Origin of the sequence: Microcoleus sp. BROC3 (assembly GCF_036702515.1) — a bacterium.
Taxonomy (GTDB): Bacteria; Cyanobacteriota; Cyanobacteriia; order Cyanobacteriales; family Microcoleaceae; genus Microcoleus.
The window spans coordinates 36,300-61,474 of the sequence record NZ_JAUBTQ010000044.1; the positions used below are offsets into that span (position 1 = coordinate 36,300).

At 44.7% G+C, this 25,175-nt stretch carries 23 protein-coding genes and 1 tRNA gene; 18 read left to right on the forward strand and 6 right to left on the reverse strand.

The features are described from left to right. The first annotated feature begins 129 nt into the window (after positions 1-129). The 5 genes from groL (at position 130) to QUB30_RS24330 (ending at position 5,115) form a co-directional block, all read left to right on the forward strand. Positions 130-1,773 carry a chaperonin GroEL gene (groL, locus tag QUB30_RS24310; RefSeq protein ID WP_015174510.1) on the forward strand — a complete coding sequence of 548 codons (1,644 nt, stop codon included), beginning with the start codon at positions 130-132 and terminating at the stop codon, positions 1,771-1,773. A 208-nt stretch (positions 1,774-1,981) separates the two neighbouring features. Then, positions 1,982-3,220, forward strand: a complete 1,239-nt coding sequence (locus tag QUB30_RS24315) for a zinc ribbon domain-containing protein (protein WP_333338646.1) — start codon at positions 1,982-1,984, stop codon at positions 3,218-3,220. A gap of 2 nt (positions 3,221-3,222) precedes the next feature. Further along, positions 3,223-3,999: a hypothetical protein gene (locus QUB30_RS24320; RefSeq protein WP_333338649.1), complete on the forward strand. Its 777-nt coding sequence runs from the start codon at positions 3,223-3,225 to the stop codon at positions 3,997-3,999. Between the two features lie 187 nt (positions 4,000-4,186). Further along, complete coding sequence (locus QUB30_RS24325; protein WP_333338653.1) at positions 4,187-4,846, forward strand: glutathione S-transferase family protein; 660 nt, start codon at positions 4,187-4,189, stop codon at positions 4,844-4,846. After that, positions 4,846-5,115 (forward strand): hypothetical protein, encoded by a 270-nt coding sequence (locus QUB30_RS24330; RefSeq protein WP_333338656.1) that lies wholly within the window; start codon positions 4,846-4,848, stop codon positions 5,113-5,115. Before QUB30_RS24325 ends, QUB30_RS24330 begins: the two co-directional genes overlap by 1 nt. 61 nt (positions 5,116-5,176) lie before the next feature. Here QUB30_RS24330 and QUB30_RS24335 read toward each other — a convergent pair whose 3' ends face one another. After that, entirely contained in the window at positions 5,177-5,305 is a 129-nt protein-coding gene (locus tag QUB30_RS24335) for a hypothetical protein (RefSeq protein WP_333338658.1), read from the reverse strand. 586 nt (positions 5,306-5,891) lie between these two features. On the opposite strand from QUB30_RS24335, the gene QUB30_RS24340 reads away from it, so the two are divergent. Both QUB30_RS24340 and QUB30_RS24345 read left to right on the forward strand, forming a co-directional pair. Beyond that, a complete protein-coding gene (locus tag QUB30_RS24340; RefSeq protein ID WP_333338661.1) occupies positions 5,892-6,203 on the forward strand; it encodes a hypothetical protein in 312 nt (103 codons plus the stop codon). Between the two features lie 1,002 nt (positions 6,204-7,205). Further along, positions 7,206-7,652, forward strand: a complete 447-nt coding sequence (locus QUB30_RS24345) for a hypothetical protein (protein WP_333338664.1) — start codon at positions 7,206-7,208, stop codon at positions 7,650-7,652. A gap of 170 nt (positions 7,653-7,822) precedes the next feature. On the opposite strand, the gene QUB30_RS24350 is transcribed toward QUB30_RS24345, so the two are convergent. Both QUB30_RS24350 and QUB30_RS33965 read right to left on the reverse strand, forming a co-directional pair. Further along, on the reverse strand, positions 7,823-8,089 hold the full coding sequence (locus QUB30_RS24350) for a transposase (protein WP_333338667.1): 267 nt from the start codon (positions 8,087-8,089) through the stop codon (positions 7,823-7,825). Between the two features lie 260 nt (positions 8,090-8,349). Further along, complete coding sequence (locus QUB30_RS33965; RefSeq protein ID WP_445300541.1) at positions 8,350-8,562, reverse strand: transposase family protein; 213 nt, start codon at positions 8,560-8,562, stop codon at positions 8,350-8,352. Between the two features lie 701 nt (positions 8,563-9,263). Here QUB30_RS33965 and glcD point away from each other — a divergent pair. Continuing rightward, positions 9,264-10,739, forward strand: coding sequence for a glycolate oxidase subunit GlcD (gene glcD / locus QUB30_RS24355; RefSeq protein WP_333338670.1), 1,476 nt, complete (start codon positions 9,264-9,266; stop codon positions 10,737-10,739). Positions 10,740-10,875: 136 nt separating this feature from the next. Here the strand turns inward: glcD and QUB30_RS24360 are convergent, their stop codons facing one another. Further along, positions 10,876-12,693 (reverse strand): PAS domain S-box protein, encoded by a 1,818-nt coding sequence (locus QUB30_RS24360; RefSeq protein WP_333338672.1) that lies wholly within the window; start codon positions 12,691-12,693, stop codon positions 10,876-10,878. 548 nt (positions 12,694-13,241) lie between these two features. Here QUB30_RS24360 and purH point away from each other — a divergent pair. Then, on the forward strand, positions 13,242-14,789 hold the full coding sequence (gene purH / locus QUB30_RS24365; RefSeq protein WP_333338675.1) for a bifunctional phosphoribosylaminoimidazolecarboxamide formyltransferase/IMP cyclohydrolase: 1,548 nt from the start codon (positions 13,242-13,244) through the stop codon (positions 14,787-14,789). 231 nt (positions 14,790-15,020) lie between these two features. After that, positions 15,021-15,956 carry a 2OG-Fe(II) oxygenase gene (locus QUB30_RS24370; RefSeq protein WP_333338677.1) on the forward strand — a complete coding sequence of 312 codons (936 nt, stop codon included), beginning with the start codon at positions 15,021-15,023 and terminating at the stop codon, positions 15,954-15,956. Positions 15,957-16,138: 182 nt separating this feature from the next. On the opposite strand, the gene QUB30_RS24375 is transcribed toward QUB30_RS24370, so the two are convergent. Further along, entirely contained in the window at positions 16,139-17,620 is a 1,482-nt protein-coding gene (locus tag QUB30_RS24375) for an ankyrin repeat domain-containing protein (protein ID WP_333338679.1), read from the reverse strand. 96 nt (positions 17,621-17,716) lie between these two features. Here QUB30_RS24375 and QUB30_RS24380 point away from each other — a divergent pair, with 96 nt between their 5' ends. From QUB30_RS24380 to QUB30_RS24405, 6 genes are all read left to right on the forward strand, one after another. Next, complete coding sequence (locus QUB30_RS24380; protein ID WP_333041475.1) at positions 17,717-18,187, forward strand: DUF4079 domain-containing protein; 471 nt, start codon at positions 17,717-17,719, stop codon at positions 18,185-18,187. Positions 18,188-18,303: 116 nt separating this feature from the next. Further along, positions 18,304-18,840, forward strand: a complete 537-nt coding sequence (locus QUB30_RS24385; RefSeq protein WP_333338682.1) for a hypothetical protein — start codon at positions 18,304-18,306, stop codon at positions 18,838-18,840. After that, on the forward strand, positions 18,830-19,288 hold the full coding sequence (locus tag QUB30_RS24390) for a DUF7689 domain-containing protein (RefSeq protein WP_333338684.1): 459 nt from the start codon (positions 18,830-18,832) through the stop codon (positions 19,286-19,288). Before QUB30_RS24385 ends, QUB30_RS24390 begins: the two co-directional genes overlap by 11 nt. Positions 19,289-19,413: 125 nt before the next feature. After that, complete coding sequence (locus tag QUB30_RS24395) at positions 19,414-19,956, forward strand: type II toxin-antitoxin system antitoxin SocA domain-containing protein (RefSeq protein WP_333338687.1); 543 nt, start codon at positions 19,414-19,416, stop codon at positions 19,954-19,956. Then, positions 19,943-20,572 carry a type II toxin-antitoxin system PemK/MazF family toxin gene (locus QUB30_RS24400; protein WP_333338690.1) on the forward strand — a complete coding sequence of 210 codons (630 nt, stop codon included), beginning with the start codon at positions 19,943-19,945 and terminating at the stop codon, positions 20,570-20,572. Before QUB30_RS24395 ends, QUB30_RS24400 begins: the two co-directional genes overlap by 14 nt. Before the next feature lie 279 nt (positions 20,573-20,851). Then, a complete protein-coding gene (locus QUB30_RS24405) occupies positions 20,852-21,775 on the forward strand; it encodes a leucine-rich repeat protein (protein ID WP_190737909.1) in 924 nt (307 codons plus the stop codon). Between the two features lie 539 nt (positions 21,776-22,314). Here QUB30_RS24405 and QUB30_RS24410 read toward each other — a convergent pair. Then, positions 22,315-22,385, reverse strand: a tRNA-Cys gene (locus QUB30_RS24410). A gap of 130 nt (positions 22,386-22,515) precedes the next feature. On the opposite strand from QUB30_RS24410, the gene cpdA reads away from it, so the two are divergent. Further along, complete coding sequence (gene cpdA, locus QUB30_RS24415) at positions 22,516-23,343, forward strand: 3',5'-cyclic-AMP phosphodiesterase (protein WP_333338694.1); 828 nt, start codon at positions 22,516-22,518, stop codon at positions 23,341-23,343. A 191-nt stretch (positions 23,344-23,534) separates the two neighbouring features. Continuing rightward, complete coding sequence (locus QUB30_RS24420; protein ID WP_333338705.1) at positions 23,535-25,013, forward strand: alpha-amylase; 1,479 nt, start codon at positions 23,535-23,537, stop codon at positions 25,011-25,013. Positions 25,014-25,175 lie beyond the last annotated feature (162 nt).

A 25,175-nucleotide genomic window follows, 5' to 3' on the forward strand; every position in this document is an offset into this window, starting at 1 on the left:
AGTCATCAGTCCTTAGTCATCAGTCATTAGTTTAAAGCGAACGCCGCCAAACAACTAATGACACGGGACAAATGACTAAAATCCATCATCCCCAATCCAAAATCTCAAACCCTCTCATCCCCAAAAACTATGGCTAAGCGTATCATCTACAACGAAAATGCACGTCGCGCCCTCGAACGCGGTATGGACATTCTGGCCGAAGCAGTGGCCGTAACCCTCGGCCCCAAAGGCCGTAACGTGGTTCTCGAAAAGAAATTCGGAGCTCCTCAGATCGTCAATGACGGCGTTACCATCGCCAAAGAAATCGAACTAGAAGACCACGTAGAAAATACAGGCGTTGCCCTGATCCGTCAAGCAGCTTCCAAAACCAACGACGCAGCAGGCGACGGTACCACAACTGCTACCGTTTTGGCTCACGCAATGGTCAAAGAAGGTCTGCGTAACGTAGCAGCCGGCGCAAATGCGATCGCCCTCAAGCGCGGTGTTGACAAAGCAACCACGTTTTTGGTAGAAAAAATTGCCGAACACGCCAAACAAGTAGAAGATTCCAAAGCCATCGCTCAAGTCGGCTCCATCTCTGCTGGTAACGACGATGAAGTCGGCCAAATGATTGCTAACGCAATGGACAAGGTGGGCAAAGAAGGCGTGATTTCCCTGGAAGAAGGGAAGTCTATGACCACCGAATTGGAAATCACCGAAGGGATGCGCTTCGACAAAGGCTACATTTCTCCCTACTTCGTCACCGACACCGAACGGATGGAAGCGATTCTCGAAGAACCGTTCATCTTGCTGACAGACAAGAAAATCGCTTTGGTACAAGATTTAGTACCTGTGCTCGAACAAGTAGCTCGTTCCGGCCGCCCGCTGTTGATCATTGCAGAAGACATTGAGAAAGAAGCTCTAGCTACCCTCGTTGTCAACAAACTGCGCGGTGTGTTGAACGTGACTGCTGTTAAAGCACCCGGTTTTGGCGATCGGCGCAAAGCCATGTTAGAAGATATCGCCGTATTGACCGGCGGTCAACTAATCACCGAAGATGCCGGTTTGAAACTGGAAAACACCAAGCTCGACATGATCGGCAAAGCTCGCCGCATCACCATCACCAAAGACAGCACCACAATTGTTGCCGAAGGTAACGAAGCTGCCGTTAAGTCCCGCTGCGAACAAATTCGCCGTCAAATGGACGAAACCGAGTCTTCCTACGACAAAGAGAAGCTGCAAGAACGTTTGGCCAAATTGGCTGGCGGCGTCGCAGTGATCAAAGTCGGCGCGGCTACCGAAACAGAAATGAAGGATCGCAAACTGCGTTTGGAAGATGCGATCAACGCAACCAAAGCTGCTGTCGAAGAAGGAATTGTTCCTGGCGGCGGTACAACTTTGGCTCACCTGACTCCTCAATTGGAAGAGTGGGCTAACAGCAGCCTGAAGGGCGAAGAATTGACCGGTGCTTTGATTGTGGCACGGGCTCTGGCTGCTCCTCTGAAGCGGATTGCTGAAAATGCTGGTTTGAACGGCGCTGTGATTGCTGAGCGCGTCAAAGAAAAGCCGTTCAACGTTGGTTTCAACGCAGCGACAAATGAGTTTGTCGATATGTTTGAAGCTGGTATCGTTGACCCTGCGAAGGTGACTCGTTCTGCTCTGCAAAATGCCGCATCTATTGCTGGTATGGTGCTGACAACTGAGTGCATCGTCGTTGACAAGCCTGAACCGAAGGATGGCGCTGCTGCTGCTGGCGCTGGCGGCGGCATGGGCGGCGGCGACTTCGATTACTAATCGATAGTTTGATGGGGCGGGCTTTAGGGCTTGCCCCCTCAAACGGTAATTCCCTAATTCTACAGGAGCAATAGTTGCTCCTAATTTTTTATTGTCAATTTACCTAATAAAAAACTTAAATTGAAAGTTTCCAATTAAATTTATATTTAATATTGTATCGAAAAGTAATATGTGTTACAGTGTATTACAGATTTAAAAAAAATAACTTATGTCATTTACAGTTACTTGTCCTTATTGTAGTGCAGGAACATCATCAGAATACAACTTTTGTACTGCTTGCGAACTGCAGATAAAGTGTATTAACCCTAATTGTAACAAAATGTTGATTGCAGGTAAAGCAAAATGCTTTGGCTGTGGTCAGGCTATTGCTGTTACAACTAATCAGCCTTCCAGCCAACTCAATAAGTATGTTCGTAATGTCAAGCAGAATGGTAAAAACTATGAAGAACACATCGAATTGAGTGTAACAGATCATGCTGTGAGTGAACTCGCTCCATTTATTGGAGCAGAAATGATGCCACGACCATTGCAGAAATTGTACGACGCACCGAGCCAAAAAAGTTCTACTATTCCTGCACGAAAAATGGTATCTACTAATGAGCTCTTTACTGAAAGCCAAGAGCTTCCGCAACTACCAGCAAATGCTGCTGATGAGGTTGAGGATACTCAAACTGGAAATGACGAGCGATCACCTTACTTTGAAGTGGATGGCGAGTTTCTGATAGCTACGGTAAAAGACTTCAAAGGTAAGACACGGGCTGACCAGCAAAGATATTTTATTCTGCTCTATGCCGATGCTTACTATCGCTATTTTAGGAAGCCTGTTCCGTCGAAAGATCACTTTAAGACGGCTGCTAAAAAGGCAAGCGTTCTTGACCCCACCAACTTCCCCAAGTATGTAGATGAACATACGCGGAAGTGTTTAAGTGAGATAGGAAGTGGCTACAAACTAAACCATGATGGAGACAAAGAGGTTAAGCGCATTATCGGCATGATGAAAGATGAGAACGTTGATGCAGGCTTTGAGTATTGGACTCGAAGCCCGAGTTCAGGTACGAAAAGACAACGATTTAGTAATGAGGATAAGGATAAGTTGAACGAATGGGTGCTACAAGATGTAGAAATTGGCAAACTTAAAGTATGTGACATTACGAAGGCACGCGACTATGCGATGATTTCTTTGTGGATTATTATTGACCTATTGGGGAACGCTAAAGCTGTACGGTGCAATGACGCATACTACTTCTTCAAACAAAAATTTGAGACAATATCAGTATCAGCACAGGCATTCATTCGTGCTATGAGAAGTTCCAAAAATACGAAATATTTTAGGTCAACTGGCGATCAATACTACCTCACGTCAGAAGGAAAGCAAACAGTTGAAAGTTGGATAGCTGGCGACCCCCTTGAATCGGACAATGAAACAGAAGACGAAACAGGTAACTAGCGATGAGTATAGCTAAAAATCAAGTCATTGCAGCGTTGTCACCGCCGCTGCCGAACGAAATTGTGACACACCTTCTTGATGAGTATCAAGATATTAAGCAGCATTTTGCCCTTCGCAAGTTTCGACCTAGTGAACTTAATGGTGGACGGTTTGCTGAGTGTGTGCTGCGCCTTATACAGCATTTGGACAATCCACCCCATACACCGTTCGGAACGTCTTTAGGAAATAGCGATAATATTATAAGGGGTGTTGAGCGGAATACTGCATTGCATGACTCTATGCGGTTTTTTATTCCTCGTCTTGTAAGAATTATGCTTGATGTACGCAATCGTAGGGATGTTGCTCATGTTGGAGGTGATGTTAGTCCTAATTACTCTGATTCTTTGTTTATATCTCAAAATGCAGACTGGATTTTGACGGAAATTCTTCGTATTTATTACAACTGTTCTATGGATAGTGCAACGAAAATTGTTGCCACCATTAATCAAGTCCGTCTACCAATCATAGCTGACATTAACGGTTTTGTTCGCGTGCAAAATACGAATTTAGATCATCGAGGCAAAACGCTGGCTATCTTGTACTACAAAAATCCTGAAAAGGTGAGAGATACAAAACTAATAGAATGGACAAAGTATTCAAATCCATCCTTATTTAAGAAAAACATTCTATCTAAGTTAGATAGTGAAGCTCTCGTACATTACGATAAGGGATTTTGTACGCTTCTGCCCAAGGGAATTGTATACACGGAAAAAAATATTTCAATGGAACTGCTAGTTTGAAATTTTACTGAGGGAATTCAAGTTTCAGCAATCGCTGATTGTGGCAGGCGAGCAAATCGAATACCACAAAAAATTAATTAAATTTTATGAAAACAATTAAATGTGTTAGAGTTGGCTTCTAAGCTAGAGCTTTAGCTGAGACAAAATGCAAGGGTTAAGTTCACTCACCATCGGAGATTTTACCGTTATGAAACTTTACCACACTCCCATTTCCCCCAACTCCCGCCGCGTGTGGATCGCCCTCCTAGAAAAAAACCTCGACTTTGAATTAGTAGAAATCCACTTGGACGGCGATCACTTGCAACCTGAGTTTGTCGCAATCAATCCTTTTCACCGCATCCCTGTTTTGGTCGATGATGACTTCACTGTCGTCGAGTCTCTAGCAATTCTTGACTATCTAGAAACCAAGTATCCCGAACCGGCAATGCTGCCAAAAGAACCGAAAGATTTGGCAGTTGTGAGGATGGTAGAATTGGTCACGGTTAACGAACTTCTACCGCAAATTTACCCCCTAAGCAGTGAAAAAATGGGACGGGGAACTCCCCAACCGCAGGAAATCGAAAAGGCTAAGGAAAAAGTCAATACTGTGCTGACATTCTTTGAAGGCTTGTTGGACGATCGCCCTTTTTTCGCTAGCAACACAGTTACCTTTGCCGAGTGCGTTGCCGGCACCGTCGTGCCATTGCTATCTTGGGTTGGTGTGTCCCTAGACAGCTATCCTAAAATTCAAGCTTGGTGCGATCGACTAATGTCGCGTCCCTCATGGCAGCAAACTCAATTCACCGAGGCAGATTTGGCGGCTTACGCATCTCGAAGACAAAAATTTCTGGCACAATCTGCAGCCTAATGAACAAATCAACTCTCAAGCGATCGCTCTTTTTCCTAGCTATTTTCGCCTGCATCCAAATTCCCATCGCAGCAAAGGGGCAGGCCGCCGCCCGATCGAACTACGAAGCAATTAACGCTAAACAGTTCCTTGCCGATCGCAAAATTACCGTCTCCAACCCCAAAGATATCGCAGCAAAACTCTTTAGCAGTGACCGAGAATCTGAAGGCAGAAAAAGCGACCAAATTTCGGTTGAATATCCCACGCGAGAAACAGCCGTAATTGTCTAAACCGTCGTCGGTTTAGCTGACGATTCTGTTGCTGCAATGCGGCACCGCATCGAACTCAGACTCAGACAAAATAAGTGGGAAATTGTCTGGATTGGGCGACAATCGAAGTGTCAACCAAATCGCGGACACCAAGATTGGGCAAGCGGGCGCTGTCAGTAGAAAGGTCGATCGGCTTTTTGCTTAAATTCATTCATCCCGCGTGCGTTGCGAGGAACCAAGCTAGGACTTGACGCTACTCACAAAAAACAGAGGCACAGAAAGATTCGCTACCGCTGCTTCCTGACAGAAATAAGTTATTCATGCGTAAGTCGAAGAAGCAGTCTGGGTTCCGCGTTATTCCCTGGCTGCGCGACAATCTTAAAACTATTTTCGGTGTCGATCGCTCTTTTACAGTCCTGGACGCATCGGGGCGCAGAAACCGGTTTTTTTACTGAATCTGCGGTCTACAACGCGTCTTTTCGTAAAAAAACCCGGTTTCTAAACAATCGTGCGTAAGTCCTATTTTAGTTAAAAAGAGCGATCGAACTCAGAAGTTTACTTGCACATGATCAAATTTCCAGCCGAGATGAATCCGGGCACAGGGGCTGAAATCTCAACCCAATTGCGATTTTCTCCATTCTTATCTTTCACTAACTGGAAATTCGGCACAAGCGTTACTTGACCGTTAGCCGGTACCCCACCTTTAACCGCAGCAGTCTTTGAAGGCTCCGTACGGATAGCTAGACCCCTCGGCGCTACGCGAGGTTCTACTTGGCGGCACAGACTTACCGGGCCCGTTGCTGGTGCTGGTGCTGGCGCTGGTGCTGGTGCTGGCGCTGGTGCTGGCGCTGGCGCTGGTGCCGGTGCTGGTGCCGGTGCTGGTGCTGGCGCTGGTGCTGGTGCTGGTGCCGGTGCTGGTGCTGGCGCTGGTGCTGGTGCTGGCGCTGGCGCTGGTGCCGGTGCTGGTGCTGGTGCTGGTGCTGGTGCTGGTGATGGTGCCGGTGCCGGACTTGGACTCGGTGCCGGTGCTGGTGCTGGTGCCGGTGATGGTGCTGGTGCTGGTGCTGGTGCCGGTGCTGGCGCGGGACTTGGGGAAGGAGTTTGACTAATTGTGCACGAACCTAAATTACTTTCGTCGTTGGGATATCCGCTAGCCACATACCCTTTGACGGGAGCGGTAATTTGAATCCAGAGGCGGCCGTCGGAGGCTTTAACAGAAGTAGCGCCTTGGGAAAGCATGACCTGAGTGTTAAGTGCTACCCCGCCAACTCTAGGGGATTTTGGGTCTGGGTTCTGGCGAACGGTCAAACCTTCTTTGGGAGTGACTTTGCGGCAAAGGTTGCCAGCCTGGGCTATTTGAAAGGTGGCGCTATCTTCAAATGAAATATTTTCAGCATCTTGACTGACAGTGGGTGTTGATGGGGCGGCAACACCGATCGCGTTCGCTTGCAAATTTCCGGCTGCGATCGCGATCGCGCCCAGCAATGCAGCGGGTTTGTTCCAGTAACTCAAGTTTTTCATCCGTTCAACTCCTCATCTAATCAAAACCATTATCTTTATTGCAGGTCAATATAGCAAAAAAATCGATTTGTCTTCCAGGAAAAAGCTTTATGTAACATTTTGATGAGGGCAAGTCAAGTTTTATTTATATAAATTAATATTGGCTGAGTTCAGCGAAGACAAATTAAGCTGCTACACGTATGAATTTGCTGGTTGTGGGAGAGCGGGAAAGAGGGAGAGTGGGGGAATTGGAGAGCGGTAAAGTAAAAAGTTAACAGTTAAAATGCGTAAGAGTCGATCGAACCTTACTTAAAATTACCGCAAAAAGCTGATAGTGGGAAAGTCCCCAAATTCATCTGTGGAGTCAATCTAAAATCTAAAATCTAAAAATCGACTGACCTTAGTTAAACCTCCCAGAGCGCGGTGCAGTCAATTATAAAATCTAAAATCTAAAATCTAAAATCTAAAATAGACTGAGGTTTCTTGCTTCAATCTATCAAAAGAGGGAATTTTTCTAACAGCTCATCGTTGCATAACCTCTACCTAGAGAATGGTTCAGCCGAGCGCTCTGAGCGAGTACAAATAGAATGTCATCTCTGATTTTGTATTGTATGAAACTGAATTATTTTACGAAACGGCTTTCGACGGTCGGGCGCTGGATGGCTGCAACTGTGCTTTGCGTGTCAGCGATGGCCTTCGTTTGGCAGGGTGCGTTTTTCTCGAACACCGCAGCAATGGCCTCTCCTATTGTAAACTCGATCGCAGCAGCAGATGTGGGCGATGGAGTTCAAGAAAAAGCCAGCAAAGATGCTGGACGAGCCAAGAATTTCATCCGAGATACAGAAGAGAAAGTTAAGGAAACTGCCAAGACAAATGCTGCTAAAGTCGATCGAGCATCAGATGATGGTAGTTTCGTAGAGCGCAAAGCTAAGAAAGATGCCGCTCGAATTGAGAAAAGAGCAGAGGAAGATTCCGCTCGGACTCAGAAAGCAGTAGATAATACCAAGAATGCTGTCGAACGCACAGTTGACAACATCAAGGGTGCTTTTAGCAAGTAGACAATAAATTAGTAGTTGACGTTATCCCCGGTCTGAAGGAACGGGGATTCTAACCATCACTAATTAGACGTTCTATTTCGTTGATTTCCCTTACTTGAACCTGTTTCCACATTCAAGCAGAGGGGAATCTGTCCCAAGACTTTAAATTCGGTCTACCCAACCGTATTTGCTCATTCTTTTAGGGATAATTTGAAAATATTTAATGCTGCATTTTCGTCCCCGTCTACTGTATAGCAACAATGAAGAAACTTATGAGTTCTGGTACTTAGAGTTTTAACGACTGTTTGCCCGCACATAGAGTAATTCGGACTCGTGTACTTGGGGTTAACTGCTACTATCGGAACACCATAAACAACGCCAACAGACTCTAACCATTCTCGAAACCTGTACCATGAAGCCTCAGATATTGATTTGGCTAGATTGTGGTTCTTGACCATGTTACGAACTTTTATGACTTACGCAAAAACTCGGTCTCTGCACGTAATTTGGTCATATACGCTCGAACGTGACAACGATCGAGATCTGTTGTTAATCCATTGTTAGGATCAATATTTTTCAGTTCGCTATAAATAACTTTTTGGGTAATAGCTTGTGCATAAGCTGTCGCGCATTTAAATTGTATATTCTCTGCAGGCGGGACGCCCACCCCACAAGACTTTGATTTTTTTTTGACATATAATTTAAATGCCGCAACAGCTTATCTATGAGTAAAACTTTTATTATCGAGAACGAGAGCTAAAATTTCACTAAAAAGTTTTAGGCAATTTTTACACTTAAATCTGCTTCGATTCACAGACAAAACTACTTCTCTATTACCGATGGGTAAATCTTTTACTAAATGCCGTTGATTTTGATGAAGACGATGACTTTTTTGACCGCAGCGGAGATAAAGGGCTGTTTTTTTATCTATCCCATTTCACGAGTAAAATTAATGTATCTTCTGTTTGTTGACAATTTTGTACTCAAGCTATCGGCAAATTTATCAACTTCGTCATTAACCTATTCATAATAAACTAGCTTATTTGATACTTACCTAATATTTTAGTACAGTAAGTACGGACACCACAAAAACAACAATGCAATCAAATTTCCTGTTGGAATTACCCACATCAATGGTCAAAATACAGAGGAGCCGGATGACGCAAAAGTATCACGTCTGGTTCTGAAAACGAGCGGTTTTCGTGAGGGAATCGCTGAGTTTAACCTCACATCCGCTTCTGAAGGAGAGGTAGGGGTAGAGATGCCCCTATCGACTCTAACATTTCCCGATGGTCGAGAGACTGCCGATCGTTCCCTCGGTCAATATTGCAACCCTTCAAAAAATACAGGACTTGCCCCAGGGGGCATAGAAACCTGGTTTCTTCGCCGATACTTGGCTGTCAAACCCAAAATTTATTACCAGAAACCCGGTTTCTGTTCGTCTACGGCCCAAAAACGCGGTTTCTGTGTCGATACCTCGTTACCAAACCGAAGATTTATGGTAGAAATCGGGTTTCTTTTCATAAGTCCTAAAATAATGGTTGTACAAAATCGCCTTTTTTAACACTTAGTTGCCTAAACTTAGTAAAGTTTGCAACAATATTATTGCTAGTTCCATAATTAAAGTCACTAATGATAGCCATAGAAACAGAACGCAACTGGAAACCCGTTATTAAAGAATTCGAGGCTGCTGTCGGCAAAAATGGCGTCGTACAGCGGCGCGAAGAATTGATTGTCTACGAGTGCGACGGACTTGCCAGCTACCGCCAGCGCCCCGCCCTGGTGGTATTGCCTCGAACTACGGAGGAAGTGGCGCAAGTGGTCAAAATATGCGATCGCAACTCAATTCCCTGGGTTGCTAGAGGCGCAGGCACCGGGCTTTCCGGCGGCGCTTTGCCTGTAGAAAACTGCGTGCTGATTGTCACTGCCCTGATGCGAAAAATCCTGAAAGTAGACTTAGAAAATCAGCAAGTAGTGGTGCAGCCGGGAGTAATTAATAACTGGGTAACGCAAGCAGTTAGCGGCGCAGGTTTCTACTACGCGCCAGATCCTTCCAGTCAAATTGTTTGTTCAATTGGCGGCAACGTTGCCGAAAATTCTGGGGGCGTTCACTGCCTCAAATACGGAGTTACGACGAATCACGTTTTAGGATTAAAATTGGTAGTAGCCGACGGTTCAATTGTCGATGTAGGTGGCGAAATTTCTGAAATGCCCGGTTACGATTTAACTGGTGTATTTGTCGGTTCCGAAGGCACTTTAGGCATCGCGACAGAAGTTACTTTGCGAATTCTCAAAGCGCCGGAATCGATTTGCGTTCTCCTAGCAGATTTTGCCAGTATAGAAGCAGCGGGCGAATCGGTTTCGGATATTATCAGCGCTGGCATTATTCCCGGCGGCATGGAAATTATGGACAACATCAGCATTAATGCTGTGGAAGATGTGGTGGCAACTGGATGTTATCCCCGCGATGCGGCGGCAATTCTCCTCATAGAAATCGACGGTTTAGAAGTGGAAGTTGCCACAAACAAACAGCGGATTGCCGATATTTGCAAGCATAACGGAGCGCGAAATATCACGACGGCAAGCGACCCGGAAACGCGCCTAAAAATTTGGAAAGGGCGGAAAGCTGCTTTTGCGGCAGCGGGTCATCTCAGCCCGGATTATTACGTGCAAGACGGGGTAATTCCACGAACGCAAATGGCTTATGTTTTGAAAGAAATTGAGGGTTTGAGCGAGAAATACGGTTATCGGATTGCGAATGTATTTCACGCGGGAGACGGGAATTTGCACCCACTAATTCTGTACGATAATTCGGTAAAAGGTGCGCTGGAAAAGGTGGAAGAATTGGGCGGAGAAATTCTCAAACTTTGCGTGAAAGTTGGGGGAAGTCTTTCGGGGGAACACGGCATCGGTGCTGATAAGAAGTGTTTTATGCCGGATATGTTTTCGGAGGTGGATTTGGAGACGATGCAGTGGGTGCGTCAGGTGTTTAATCCGAAAGGTTTAGCGAATCCTGGAAAGATGTTTCCGACGCCGAAGACTTGCGGGGAAGCGGCGAGGGCGAAGGTTGAAGCTGTTAAGAAGTTGGAGGGTGCGGAGGTTTTTTAATTCGCTATTTATGCGGGTAAGGTGCTTTTCGGCGCACCCTACGTTAGTCAGTAGTTGGTAAGGTGCGCCGAAGAACACCCCCAGGTTAGTCGGTAGTTAGTGAGTAATTTGTAAGGTGCGCAGAAGAGTACCTACGCTAATTTTCGATTGGCATTCTAATAGTAAATTCCGTGCCCTTGCCCAATTCCGAAGTACAGTATAATTCCCCTTTGTGTCTTTCTACAATAATTTGATAGCTAATTGACAAACCCATTCCCGTGCCTTTGCCAATGGGTTTGGTAGTAAAAAAGGCATCAAAGATGCGCTGCTTGACTTCCTCAGTTATTCCCGGCCCATTGTCGGCAATTTGGATTTTTACAAAATTGCCGACAACTTCCGTGCAAATCCTAATCTGGCTGGGATTGTCTGTCATTTCTTGACAATTTCGCCTACTGTTCGCATCATCTAAAGCATCGAGCGCATTGCTGAGAATATTCATAAAAACTTGATTGATCGGCCCGGCAAAACACTGGACAGGCGGCAAGTTTCCGTATTGTTTGACAATTTGAATTGGTGGCTTTTCTGCGTTTCCTTTCAAACGGTGATTGAGAATTAACAGCGTGCTGTCAATGCCTTCGTGAAGGTTAACGGGTTTCATCTGTGAATCGTCGTATCGCGAAAAGTTGCGCAGCGACTGAACTATCTGGCAAATGCGATCGACACCAACGCTCATTGAAGACAGTATTTTAGGTAAATCTTCAGCTAAAAAATCGAGATCCTTCTCTTTTCTTTCTTGTTGAATTTCCGGCACTGGATTAGGATAGTGCTGTTGGTAAAGTTCCAGGTGGTGAAACAAGTCTTGAGTATAATTTGTGAGATGAGCGAGATTGCCGTAAATGAAGCTGACGGGGTTGTTTATTTCGTGAGCGACCCCGGCAATTAGCAATCCCAAACTAGACATTTTTTCGCTCTGAACTAATTGGGAATGAGTAGCTTTGAGTTTGTTAAGTGCTGCTGCTAGTTGAGCTGCTTGTTCTCTGCTTTGTGCTTCGGAATCATGCAATGTCTCTTCGGCTTGTTTGCGATGAGTGATGTCTCTCTGTACTACAATAAAATGAGTCAATTTGCCCGTTCTATCGCGCACCGGAGATATAGAAAAACAGTTCCAGAAAGTGGTTCCGTCTTTGCGGTAATTCTTTAATATTACCTTGCATTCGCTTTCTGTTTGCAAGGCTTGGCGAATTGTTTCTACTGCTGCCGACTCTGTATCGCTTCCCTGCAAAAATTGGCAGTTTTTTCCGATAATTTCCTGCCGCCGATAACCTGTCATCTTTTCAAAAGCGGGATTGCAATAAATAATTGGATGTTCTGGGTGAGTGGCGTCAGAAATTGTAACTCCGGTGCTAGTAGCTGCCATAGCTCGATCGTACAACCAAAGCATTTCTTCTGCGCGCTTGCGATCGGTAACGTCCCGCAAGGTAGCTAAATAAGCCATTTCTCCCTCCCATTCCGTTTCCACCACCCGCATTTCTACTACAGCATTTGCTTTGTGCTTGCGAATAGCTTCAACTTCTGTTTGCACGACGCGAGTTCCTGCTGTTTCTGTTTTTCCAACTTGGGGAATAATATCCATGTCCATCTCAATGTCGCAAGCTGAAACTTCTACTACCAAATTGCCAAAAAATGCTTGACCTAAAAGTTCCTCTGCTTTGCAGTTAAACAGCGCTTCTGCTGACGGGTTGGCAAAACAAATAAGTCCTCGCTTGTTGACGATTGCGATGCCGTCGGCATTTTTTTCTATCGCATTCCGAAACCGAGATTCGCTAGCTTTCAAATCCTGCTTTAGCAATTCGATTGCTCGCTCCATCTGCTGCATTTCGCACAAACTAAGACTATAAGCTTCTGAAATGTTGGCCGCTGTCGAGTTCTCGGTTGACTTTTCGAGCATCTCTGGATAGTTTGTTCTATCAGTCATGTTTTTAGCCATTTTTTTCTGGGTCCTGCTAATATTACTGAGCTTATTCTCTGAATCGGCTTCTTGAAAAAACATATTTAAACTTTACCAATTTATTTTTTAAATTAATATTTTGCGATCGCCCAAATTTTCCGCAAATTTAGGGAGACAGCAATTTACACCCGATGTTAGCACATGACTTTTATAATTCATCCTAAAAGATCGTTAAAATTCAAGAGCGATCGCCATCGAATTATCTATTACACTTTACTAAGTAATTTCAACCACATCGCATTTACGTAGCGAGACGAATCGCGAAGGCTGGAGATGGCTTCAATCCCCATCGCAGCGGTCAAAATAACACCCTCGACGCGCAAGTCCTAAATATTTAGAAGCCACGGCCCCGTATAAATTATTATAGGATTTAAAAAAAAATACGCTTTCAGGCAAGCAAACTCATCTTTAGTCAGACAAAATAATCATAGTTACCAATTACCAAATCATGTCCCGGTCACCAAATTTGATATAAAATATAACCTGTCTATTTTTGCGATCGCAACTTCAAACCAATGGCACGTCTAGCACTTCTGAGCACATCCAATAAAACCGGACTAATCGACTTAGCGCGCAGTCTAGTAGAAGAATTTGAATTTGACATAATTAGTAGCGGCGGGACAGCAACGGCCCTCAAAGAAGCAGGCATCCCAGTGACCAAAGTTGCGGAATATACTGGTTCTCCCGAAATTTTGGGAGGGCGAGTCAAAACACTTCACCCGCGAATCCACGGTGGCATTTTAGCACGCCGCGATGTACCGGAAGACCTGGCAGATTTAACTGCAAATCAAATTCGGGCGATCGATCTAGTTGTAGTCAATTTGTATCCATTTGAAGAGACAATTTCTAAACCAGGAGTTACTATAGCAGACGCAATTGAGCAGATAGATATCGGCGGGCCCGCAATGTTGAGAGCTTCCGCCAAAAACCACGCTCATTTGACAGTTTTGTGCGACCCAGAACAGTACAATACTTATTTAAAAGAACTGCGGGAAAATGGCGGCGAAGCATCCTTAGAGTTTCGGCAAAGATGCGCGCTAGAAACCTTCAAACATACAGCAAACTACGATCGCGCGATCGCAAATTATCTCAGCAGCAGCCAATCCGCTGAAGAATCCGCGCTACCAGACCAGTTTAATTTATCAGGAAAAGAGTTGCAAACTCTCCGCTACGGCGAAAATCCCCATCAAGCCGCCACCTGGTATCAAAGCGGAAGTACACCGACAGGCTGGACGACTAGCACCATCCTGCAAGGCAAAGAATTAAGTTATAACAATTTAGTAGATTTAGAGGCAGCAAGGCGGCTGATCGTAGAATTCCCCGACACGCCCGCCGCCGCTATTCTGAAGCATACAAATCCTTGCGGCACAGCCTTGGGAACAACTATTTCTGAAGCGTATCAAAAAGCCTTCGACACCGATTCAGTATCAGCTTTCGGCGGAATTGTTGCCCTAAATCGCCCGATTGATGCTGCTACCGCAACGGCGTTAACTAAAACATTTTTAGAATGTATCGTCGCGCCGGGGTGCGAACCAGAAGCAGAAGAAATTATCAAAAAAAAGGCGAAAGTTCGAGTGTTAATTTTGCCAGATTTGACTCAAGGGCCTCCACAAACTGTTAAAATAATTGCAGGCTGTTTGCTGGTGCAAGACTCAGATAATATAGTAGAAGAAACTAGCAAATGGCGGATTGTTACTGAGAAACAGCCGACGGCGGGAGAGTTGGAAGAATTGCTGTTTGCTTGGAAAGTAGCGAAACACGTCAAATCAAATGCGATCGTTGTGACGCGCGATCGCACTACAATCGGTGTCGGCGCAGGACAAATGAATCGCGTCGGCTCAGTTAAACTAGCATTAGAACAAGCAGGAGACAAAAGCAAAGGAGCGATTTTGGCCAGCGACGGTTTCTTCCCCTTCGATGATTCCGTAAAAACGGCGGCTGAGGCTGGAATAATTGCGATCGTCCAACCGGGCGGAAGTATGCGCGATCGAGATTCCATTGAAGCAGCCAACCAACTCGGAATCACAATGGTTTTCACTGATATCCGCCACTTCTTGCATTAATCAAGTTCGTAGTGTAGTAATGACATCTTAGGTATCTTTCACGAACAAACAAGATGCCTGTTCCACAAAGAGTCAATTCTATTGTGGGATGGGCTTCTAGCCAGCCCTAAAGCAATGATTGAATTTTTGTTCTTCCTTCTTCCATCTTCCTTCTTTCTTCTCCCATCAATCCATCCGTTACATCCGTTACAGAATCCGTTGCCGAACTTCCTTCTTCTATAACTAACGGCTATGAATACCACAATTCAACCGCAAATTAAACCCCAAGACATAAAAGTCAAAATCCTCCTCACCGGCGGACATCAGTGCACCGTCACCCTCAAATCTGATACACCATTATTGCACAGCCTGATCAAAACATTAGTCGATCGCACCCAACAAACACCCGGTTTTTCCACCTTATTTCAAATCCCTATAGACGGAGGTCGTTCCGCCCTTTCTTTTCCTGGGGAAAACCTAGTCGGATTAGTCACCGAACCCCCAATTTACTTGCAGGAACTGCAACCGCAGCAGCCTGCAACTCCCGTAGAAATTCCAGTCACAGAAATTCCCGCCCCTGCGCCGCCTGTAAATGACGACTTAATATCTCGCTACGCCCAAATAGACAACTTTTTGACACCGGCTGAAAAAAACAAACTCATTAAATATGTCTTAGCAAAAGAATCAGAATTTGTGAGTACCAGCACCTCAACCAATGCCGAAGATTACCGCCGTTCGATGGTACTCCATTCGTTCCCAGAATTTTCCGAACTGATGGTTAATCGCATCAAAGCAATTCTCCCGGACGTACTGAAAAAATTAAATATCCCCTCATTTCCGCTTGGTGAAATAGAATCTCAGTTAACCATGCACAACGACAACAACTTTTATAAACTTCACAACGATAGCGGCTCGCCAGATACCGCCACCCGATTTTTTACTTACGTTTACTATTTCTATCGAGAACCCAAGGCTTTTTCAGGCGGCGAATTGCAGATTTATGACAGCAAAATTGAGAACAATTTTTATGTGGCAGACAAGACATTCAGAACTGTTGAACCGCGCAATAATAGCATCGTATTTTTTCTGAGTCGCTATATGCACGAAGTTTTGCGAGTTAGCTGTCCCTCGAAAGCTTTTGCTGATAGCCGCTTTACTATTAACGGCTGGGTACGCAAAGCAAATTGAGGTTAATTCATAGTTCTGGACGCACTAATCACCTAATTATGTCATTCTGAGTGAACCTAATAATCTCAAATTATTGCCACACCGTTACAATCGGTAAGTCTCGATATGTGAGCTTTTTCACTTCGCAAAGCCTGCGCTGAGAATGACATAATTACCTTACTCAAAACTATACTATTTAATTTTTACTCCTGTGCTCCAGCACTTTTGAGCAATTTCACCACACTGGAATAACCCTTAAACTCAGCCAGCATTAAAGCTGTATAATTTCCCGGATTTTTGTGGTTTAGTTCTGCACCAGCATCAATTAAAATTTTTACTGCCTCAGCATAACCCCGATGTGCGGCCCACATTAAAGCAGTTGCGCCCGAATCATCCAGCAAGTTGACATCCGCACCTTTTTCGACTAATAATTGGACGATCGCAATATGACCTCGATCGCACGCTTTCATTAAAGCCGTTTTCCCCAAATCCGCCGGGACATTGGGATCTGCACCGCCGTCAAGCAAAGCCTTCACCGTCTCGGTATGTCCGTGAAACGAAGCCAGCGTCAAAGCAGTCTCCCCAAAGTTTTTAGCATTCAGAAACTCCGCCGGATTTGAGTTTACTTTTTGCAGCAAAGCCGATACGATCGCACTATGGCCGTGAACAGCCGCCACCAGTAAAGGCGTATCGCCCAACCGATTTCTCGAACCGACACTAGCACCTCGGTTTAACAGCAATTCCACCACATCTTCGCAGCCTTCAACCACCGCAAAATTTAAAGCAGTTTCATCATCTTTATCCTTAGCGTTGATATCCGCGCCAGCATCGAGTAAGATACGAGCGATCGGCAAATTTCCCCCAGCCGCCGCCGCCATCAAAGCCGTGCCCCCATCTCCATTTTTCACATTCGGATCCGCACCTGCACCAAGCAAAGTTTGCACCACATCTGTATTGCCGAAATCCGCAGCCAAAGTTAAAGCAGTTTCTCCGTTTTTGTCGGGAATTTCGACATCAGCACCAGCAGCCAACAGCGCCTGGACAACACCCAAATTTCCCGCCGTTGCAGCCTGCATCAAAGCAGTTTTGCTCTCTAAATTTTTAACATTAGCATCTGCCCCACAATTGACCAAAATTCGCACAATTTCACCGCGACCTTGACTAACCGCCAAAAACAGCATAGAATTGTCAGCGACAGCACCCGCATCCGCCAAAGCTTTGACAACAGCTTGATGACCAGACAAAGCAGCTATTTTCAAAGCCGAATCTCCATCTTTATCTCGGACATTTACATCAGCATTAGCATCAAGTAAAAGCCGCACAACATTGATATCCCCCTTGAGAGAAGCCGCCATCAAAGCCGTACTACCATCATCATTTTTAGCATTAACATCAGCACCAGCAGCCAACAACAGCCGTGCAGAATCAGGCTGTTTGTGAGCCGCCGCCAGCATCAAAGCCGTTAGCCCAAAACGCCTGCTCACTTGGTTGACATTAGCGTCATTGTTTAGTAGAGTACGCACGATTTCTGTATAGCCCTTTTGGGCCGCAAACATCAAAGCCGTCGTCCCCTCAGAGTCTTTGGCGTTAGCGTTAACATTCTTAGCGAGTAAAGCTTGGACGTGAATAATGTTGCCAGTCTTGGCGGCTTGAATCAATACAGCGTCTTGTTTAGTGGCAGCCATAATAGTCTCTCATACCGTATATTTTTACCGTCGCACGAGACGGCCTGACTGGTATGCTAAGTTTTATGAAGTATGTTTGCTAATCCTCAGAACACTATGAATCTCGAAATTCCTCAGTCAGTGAAAGTTTGGAGCCAATTCTTCCACCCAGTTTTAATGTGGGTACTGCTGGCCATCTCATTTTATGCTTTGTATCTCGGCCTGCAAATCCGACGTACCAGAAGCGCCGAAGGCGAAGTCAAAAAAGAGTTAATTAAGGGCAAATTCAACATCAAGCATCACCAGATGGGTTCTTTGCTGCTAGCCTTGATGGTAACGGGTGCAGTGGGCGGGATGGCCGTCACCTACATCAACAACGGCAAGCTATTTGTCGGCCCGCACTTGCTAGCAGGGTTGGGAATGACGGCAATAATTGCGATCGCAGCCTCGCTGACTCCTTTGATGCAAAAAGGCAGTGATTGGGCGAGAAACACTCACATCTTTCTGAATATTGTGCTTTTGGGGCTGTTTGGCTGGCAAGCGGTATCAGGCGTGGAAATCCTGCAAAGAATTATCAGCAAAATGTGAGGATTTGGGTAAGATTGCTAATTGCTAATTGCCGTGAGGCGATTAGTGATTAGCAATTAAGTTGCCATATTTATTAGAGGTTTGACTAGCCCAGCGTTGAGTTATAGGTAAAAAACATGAACCATGATGATTTAGTCAAGATACTAGAGAGTATTGTTCCTATATATGCCTTAAATAAAAGTTCGACATTGACACCCGAAGAATTAGCGAATGAGCTGATTAATGCTGTTGACCAATCTGAAGAACTCTCTAACTTATCAAAAGAAGAGAAACAGCGTTTTTGCCAAAAAATGAATGATTTGTTGATGCCTAATTTTTTAGAATTTCCATCACAAGCCAAAAATGTTTTAGAAAGCCAGGTAGAACTCGAAGCAGAGTTTAAGAAGTTCGCCGAAGAATGGCGTGTCGAGACAGGGATGCTATCATTAGTTACACAGAAATCAATGCACCCGGCTTATCAGAGAATAATCGGCATGGGACAGCCAGTTATCCCGTTGATTTTGCGTGATCTCGAACAAAAGCCAGACCATTGGTTTTGGGCGTTGAGGGCAATTACTGGTGACAATCCGGTAAAACCCGAACAGCGCGGCCGCATGAAGCAAATGGCCCTAGCGTGGATACAATGGGGAAAAGAACACGGTTATGAGTGGTAAGCTAGAGTACCGAAAAATATTGCGATTTCCTAACTTAGAGCTTACTGAATATCAAGTAACAAGTGAAGAAACAGTAGATTATAATTGCTTTGCTTTTGCTGCTGGAGAAGAGGAATGCAGATGGGACCCGGTAGACCCTGATGGGTACTGGCCGGATGGTGTTTCAAGAGAGTTAACGCTGGAAGCTTTTATCCAAGCTTATCAAACTATTGGATATGAACCTTGCGAGAATTGTGACCTTGAACCGGGGTTTCAAAAAATAGCAATATACACCTATAACGGCCAGCCACAGCACGCAGCCCGACAAGAAGAGGATGGTAAGTGGAAAAGCAAGCTAGGGGATTGGGAAGATATCGAACATGAATTAGAAGGGTTAGAAAATCCTAACTATTATGGAGTTGTTCAACAAATATTAAAGCGAGCGATAATCGTTCTAAATATTTATTAGACAGCAATTCAACTTTTGAAGAGTACACTCTTGGACGCACACACTCTATTTGTTAGGCTTAGCTATTTTTTATATGGTTTAATAGCCAAGCTTTCCTTTGGATGATATAATAGAATAAAGTTAAATTGAGCGAACAAATTATAAGATTAATTAGGGAGCTTTTTGAAATCCCAAGAAGGAAACCCATGCTAGAAAATCTGATCAAATACTTTGTCTACGCAACAAAAGGCTATATTACAAAAACGCAGTTAATCAAGTTTTTGTATTTGGCCGATCTTTATGCGGTCAAATGGACAAACAAGCAGCTTACTGATTTAGATTGGCGTTTTTATCACTATGGGCCTTGGAACGAAGGCATAGACGCTGCTTTAAATCAAATGAATGGCAAAGAGATTGTTCAAGAATCTCAGGAAGAAAGTATATTCATCAGACTTGGTGAGGGAGCTGGTAATGTGGATGATTTAAAGTTACCTTTAGGTGTAAAGCTAATGCTTGACAACATCAGGAGAGAATGGGCCGGTGCAGGAGAGGATAAACTGAATCAGTTACTAGAATATGTCTATAGCACTGCTCCCATGCTTGAGGTTAAATATAGCCACGAACCAGAGGAACAGGTGAGACTTAATCTGTACAAAGAAAGAGAAAAGTTAATGAGTGAATTGGGGTGAGCGAGTGGCTGGACAAAAACCGCGTCAAGGTTGGATTTATTTTATCAATCCCTATAGAGTATCTCTTCGTTGCAAACTCGGTCATCCTCATATTTATGACATAAATCAACCAGGGGAGATTGGATGCAAGACAATTTCTTGCACTCAGGTGATTAATTATAGTCGGGTTTTTCGGGGAGAGCATCCTTATATCGTTTGGACAAGTGACCAATTTCAAGATGACTCTAAATACATCCAAACTTTGACGCTGATTCCCTTGACTTCACAAGAAACCTATAAAGGTTTGCCAACTGTATATCCGATTAATTCTACAAGCACAAATGGTCTTGATAAGAATTCCTTCGCTCTAGTGCATCAGATATGTACTGTTGATGCTAATTGTTTTAAAGACTCGGAAGGGGATTGGCTTAAGCGAGTTGGACAACTGGATAAAGCAGATAAGGAAGCGATAGAGGAACGTTTAAAGTATTTTTTAAATCTTGGGGATAATCCGGGTGAAGATTGGTTTATTGAAAATGCGTCTATAGAACTTTTACAGAAAGTGTTTAATTATCTGCCAGATGAAACCACAAAAAGTATGGCCATAGAAAAACTGATCGACGATTTGCGATCGTAGTCAATAGACATCTACAAAAAATCAAATATCGCGTAGGAGTACGGGTAGTGTCTTTTCGTAAAGGATGAAGAATAATCGACCTTTCGAGGAGTCTTACCCAGTCTGACTTCCAAAATAGAGTATTTTACTCTGTCCTTTACGAAATACCACTACCCTAAAACTGTCCGAAATTTCGGACAGTTTTAGCTAAGTTTTACTGCGGAAAGAAGAACTTGATAGACGAGAGATAGACTAAAATCATAGTCACACTAAAATGAATTTCACTGAGAGGCAAAGAACATGACGCGAGAGAAAGCAGTGCAGAGAATCGATCAAGCATCTGAGGAGAATTCGACAAAACTGGATTTGTCGGGGCTGAAGTTGAAAAAGTTGCCACCAGAAATTGCCAAGTGCATAAAACTTGAAACTTTGCTGTTGGGCCAAGATGAAGACAGACAGGTTGGAAATAGGTTAACTGAGTTTCCTAATGCTGTCCTTGAATTAACCAACTTAAAAATACTTAACCTCGGTTCAAATCGCATTACCTCCATCCCTGAAGCGATCGGGCAACTATCAAATCTGACAGAGCTGAACTTCTATTCAAATCGCATTACCTCCATCCCTGGAGAGATAGAGCAACTGTCAAGCCTGACTAAGCTTGACCTCAGCTACAATCGCATTACCTCCATCCCTGAAGCTGTCGGGCAACTGTCAAACCTGACAGAACTCAACCTCAGAGGAAATCGCATTACCTCTATACCTGAAACGATCGGGCAACTATCAAACCTGACAGAGCTTCACCTCGACAGTAATCAGATCACCTCCATACCAGAGGCGCTTGGGCAACTATTCAATCTGAGAAAGCTTGATCTCAACGATAATCAAATTAGAACCATTCCAGAGACGCTTGGACAACTGTCGAATTTGACAGACCTTATTCTTTTTGGTAATCAGATCACCTCCATACCAGAAGCGTTTGGGCAACTGTATAATCTGCAACTGCTTTACCTTTCTGATAATCAGATTACCTCCATCCCAGAGGCGCTTGGGCAACTGTCGAATCTGACAGAGCTTAGCATTGGAAGTAATCCGATTACCTCCATTCCAGAATCGCTCGGACAACTGTTCAACCTGAGATACCTTGACATCGAAGGGGATCAGATTATTTCCATCCCACAAGCGATCAGACAGTTGCCAAATCTGAGAATACTTGAGGACAGTTAGTGGAAATTGTTGTAGTGGGAGGCACGTAAGCACAACCACGCCCCTATGATGCTGTGTTAGGTAGAAAATCCAAAATCTAAGTGTAGTCAGAAAGCGCGTGCAGCGACAAAATCAGATCGTAAGCTCGCTGCTGTTCGCGCTCATTGAGAGCCAGGTGATAGGTTTGCGTATGCGTGGCTAAGCTGTGCCCCATCTGTTTAGCAGCCAGCGAGGAATCTAGCCCGAAACGAATCGCTCGAATCGCCCAAGCGTGGCGCAAATCGTAAGCGCAAAAGTCGAAGGGCGATCGGGCAAAAACTTACAAACGCGATCGCCAAGATCAGCATGGCATTCACCCGTAACAGGTGGTCTCTTAATGTCCGCTAGCTCCCACTATTCTGCCCACTCTGGTCTTAATGGTCAGCACTTTTTGCATTGCATTAAATTTGCATTACTTTCCGCAATCAATTATGCACATTTAAATACAATTTACAGTCTATAATAAACCCAAAAACCTTGTCACACAAGCATTTAAGACTTATTAAAAATACTAAAAATTAAGGCGGCACCCAGATTTGAACTGGGGGTGGAGGTTTTGCAGACCTCTGCCTTACCACTTGGCTATGCCGCCGTTACGTCTGAAATTTGACGTTTTCTTATAGTACACCAAATCTCGATTATTTCAACATATTTGTCAAAAATTTCGTGAAGCGCAGCTATCCCCTAGGGAATCGCCCTTTTTTCCCATATCCCCAAAACCCTTGTGGGAAGGTATTCTAGAACTACATCGATCGCCCGCAACACCAGCCATGACACCTGTTTCTCCCCTACTCGTCGCCCAAATCACCGACACTCACTTGTTTGCAGAGATCGATCGAGAATGGAAAGGCCTCTCAACAACCCGCACCCTCCAAGCAGTTCTCGATCGCCTGCAACAGATACAGCCGCCGCCCGACTTACTGCTGCTGACAGGCGACTTATCCCAAGACGAAACACCCGAATCCTACCAGCGCCTCGTCTCCCTCATCGCCCCCCTCGGAATACCCGCCTACTGGATACCTGGGAACCACGACAACATCCCAGTCATGGCAGAAATCTTAAATCAACCGCCCCTTTCCCCAGAGAAATCATGGATGCTAGGAAACTGGCAATTTCTATTACTTTCGAGTGTGGAAGCGGGATGCGACGGCGGGCGGCTTTCCCCAGAAAGCTTGCATTGGCTGGACTCTCAACTGCAACAAACGGGCGATCGACCTGTTATCATTGCTTTGCACCATCATCCTTTGCCGATCGACTCTGAAATAATGGATGGAATGATGCTGCACAATGCCGATGAATTTTTGGCAATTGTCGATCGATATCCTCAAATCAAAATCGTCCTCTGCGGCCACATTCACCAAGAATTTCAACAACAGCGGGGCTCAGTTACCTACTTGGGGACACCCAGCACCTGCATCCAACTTTTACCCAAAAGTCATCCGATTATACTTGACGAAATCCCGCCGGGATTTAGATTGCTTGAATTGGCGATCGACGGTACTTGGAACACCAGAGTTGAGCGAGTTGTCGCACAATCGCCACTAACTTAATATTTTTTAGTAGACCTAAAATAATTACTATCAAATTTACATTTTGTTGTCAATACATCAACAGATAGATTCTTTTGAGCAGCCCCATCTATTATGATATTTATTAACGATAGATGGCAGACCTACGTAAACTAGCAAGCTACGAACAAAAATCTATCTGGCAATATTACAAAATAGGAAAAACTAAATATATGTCTGAACTCAATGGCGTCATGATGCAGTATTTCCACTGGTACAGCCCCGACGACGGTAGCCTGTGGAATCAGCTAGCGAAATCTGCAAAAGATTTAGCCAAAATAGGCGTTACATCCCTGTGGTTGCCGCCAGCCTATAAAGGAACGGGCGGCGGTATGGATGTGGGTTACGGCGTCTACGACTTATTCGATTTAGGCGAGTTCGACCAAAAAGGGTCGGTACGCACGAAATACGGCACAAAAGATGAGTATTTAGCCGCGATTAAAGCTGCACAAGATGCTGGAATTCGGATTTATGCCGATGTTGTCTTCAACCACAAATTGGGTGCTGATGCAGAAGAAGAAGCCGAAGCCACACCCTTCAATCCCGACAACCGGAATGACACCGTAGGCGAATATCAAAAAATCAAAGCTTGGACGCATTTTACCTTCCCCGGCCGCGACCAAAAATATTCCAGTATGGAGTGGCATTGGTGGCATTTTGACGCCATTGATTACAACGTTTACAACACAGAAAACCATGCCGTTTACCTGCTCAAAGGTAAAGAATTCGATCGAGGAGTAGACTTAGAAAAAGGCAATTTTGACTACCTGATGGGTTGCGATTTAGATATGGACAACCCAGAAGTCACCGGGGAATTAAAATACTGGGGTGAGTGGTATGTCGATACAACAAACGTTGACGGCTTTCGCTTCGATGCCGTCAAACACGTTAAAGCAGAATTTTTCCAAGAATGGTTGGAACACGTTCGTAACTATGTCAAACGCGAGTTATTTGCAGTCGGCGAATATTGGTCTTATGAAGTGGAAGCTTTGCACAGCTTCATTACAGCAACCGATGGTAAAGTCACCTTATTTGACGCACCTCTCCACTACAACTTCCACGCTGCTAGCAAGGCCGGCAATAACTACGACTTGCGAACAATTTTTGATAACACCCTCGTCCAACAACAACCAACCCTCGCCGTTACCTTGGTTGACAACCATGATTCTCAACCATTACAATCCCTAGAATCTGTTGTCGAGGCTTGGTTTAAACCCCTTGCCTACGCTTTAATTCTGCTGCGGCGCGAAGGATATCCGTGTATTTTCTACCCGGATTATTACGGCGAACACTATAAGGATACAGGAAACGATGGCAACGAATACGAGATTTGGTTAGACAAACATCAGTTTATTCTCGATAAATTCTTGTTAGCCCGCCAAACTTATTCCTACGGCAATCAGTACGATTACTTCGACCACGCCAACACTATTGGCTGGACGCGACTCGGAAATGAAGAACATCCGGGCGGCATGGCTGTGGTACTCAGTAACGGAGACGATGGCACCAAGTTTATGGAAGTCGGACAACCGAATCGAACTTATATTGACATCACCGAACACATCAAAGAACCCATCACAACTAATGACGATGGTTGGGGTGATTTTCGGTGTAACGCCGGTTCAGTTTCTGTCTGGGTTCCGCAGCCGTAAGAACTGCGTTAACAGCAAAAAGTAAAAAGCAAGATATCTTTTTACTTTTTGCTTTCATATTTTTGATAGCTAAAATCTATCTATGGGTAATTGCTCAACCCCCTTGACAAGAAGACGAGATAGACATTAGATAGAGAAATGGAAAAACTCCCCGACTTAAAG

Bases quoted from the DNA above. Each gene is read 5' to 3' on its own strand.
- groL (WP_015174510.1), top strand. From the start codon at position 130: ATGGCTAAGCGTATCATCTACAACGAAAATGCACGTCGCGCCCTCGAA.
- QUB30_RS24345 (WP_333338664.1), top strand. From the start codon at position 7,206: ATGAAACTGAATTATTTTACGAAACGGCTTTCGACGGTCGGGCGCTGG.
- QUB30_RS24315 (WP_333338646.1), top strand. From the start codon at position 1,982: ATGTCATTTACAGTTACTTGTCCTTATTGTAGTGCAGGAACATCATCA.
- QUB30_RS24420 (WP_333338705.1), top strand. From the start codon at position 23,535: ATGTCTGAACTCAATGGCGTCATGATGCAGTATTTCCACTGGTACAGC.
- QUB30_RS24370 (WP_333338677.1), top strand. From the start codon at position 15,021: ATGAATACCACAATTCAACCGCAAATTAAACCCCAAGACATAAAAGTC.
- QUB30_RS24405 (WP_190737909.1), top strand. From the start codon at position 20,852: ATGACGCGAGAGAAAGCAGTGCAGAGAATCGATCAAGCATCTGAGGAG.
- QUB30_RS24320 (WP_333338649.1), top strand. From the start codon at position 3,223: ATGAGTATAGCTAAAAATCAAGTCATTGCAGCGTTGTCACCGCCGCTG.
- QUB30_RS24325 (WP_333338653.1), top strand. From the start codon at position 4,187: ATGAAACTTTACCACACTCCCATTTCCCCCAACTCCCGCCGCGTGTGG.
- QUB30_RS24385 (WP_333338682.1), top strand. From the start codon at position 18,304: ATGAACCATGATGATTTAGTCAAGATACTAGAGAGTATTGTTCCTATA.
- QUB30_RS24380 (WP_333041475.1), top strand. From the start codon at position 17,717: ATGAATCTCGAAATTCCTCAGTCAGTGAAAGTTTGGAGCCAATTCTTC.
- QUB30_RS24350 (WP_333338667.1), bottom strand. From the start codon at position 8,089: ATGGTCAAGAACCACAATCTAGCCAAATCAATATCTGAGGCTTCATGG.
- QUB30_RS24390 (WP_333338684.1), top strand. From the start codon at position 18,830: ATGAGTGGTAAGCTAGAGTACCGAAAAATATTGCGATTTCCTAACTTA.
- QUB30_RS24335 (WP_333338658.1), bottom strand. From the start codon at position 5,305: ATGAATTTAAGCAAAAAGCCGATCGACCTTTCTACTGACAGCGCCCGC.
- glcD (WP_333338670.1), top strand. From the start codon at position 9,264: ATGATAGCCATAGAAACAGAACGCAACTGGAAACCCGTTATTAAAGAA.
- QUB30_RS24360 (WP_333338672.1), bottom strand. From the start codon at position 12,693: ATGACTGATAGAACAAACTATCCAGAGATGCTCGAAAAGTCAACCGAG.
- QUB30_RS24375 (WP_333338679.1), bottom strand. From the start codon at position 17,620: ATGGCTGCCACTAAACAAGACGCTGTATTGATTCAAGCCGCCAAGACT.
- QUB30_RS24330 (WP_333338656.1), top strand. From the start codon at position 4,846: ATGAACAAATCAACTCTCAAGCGATCGCTCTTTTTCCTAGCTATTTTC.
- purH (WP_333338675.1), top strand. From the start codon at position 13,242: ATGGCACGTCTAGCACTTCTGAGCACATCCAATAAAACCGGACTAATC.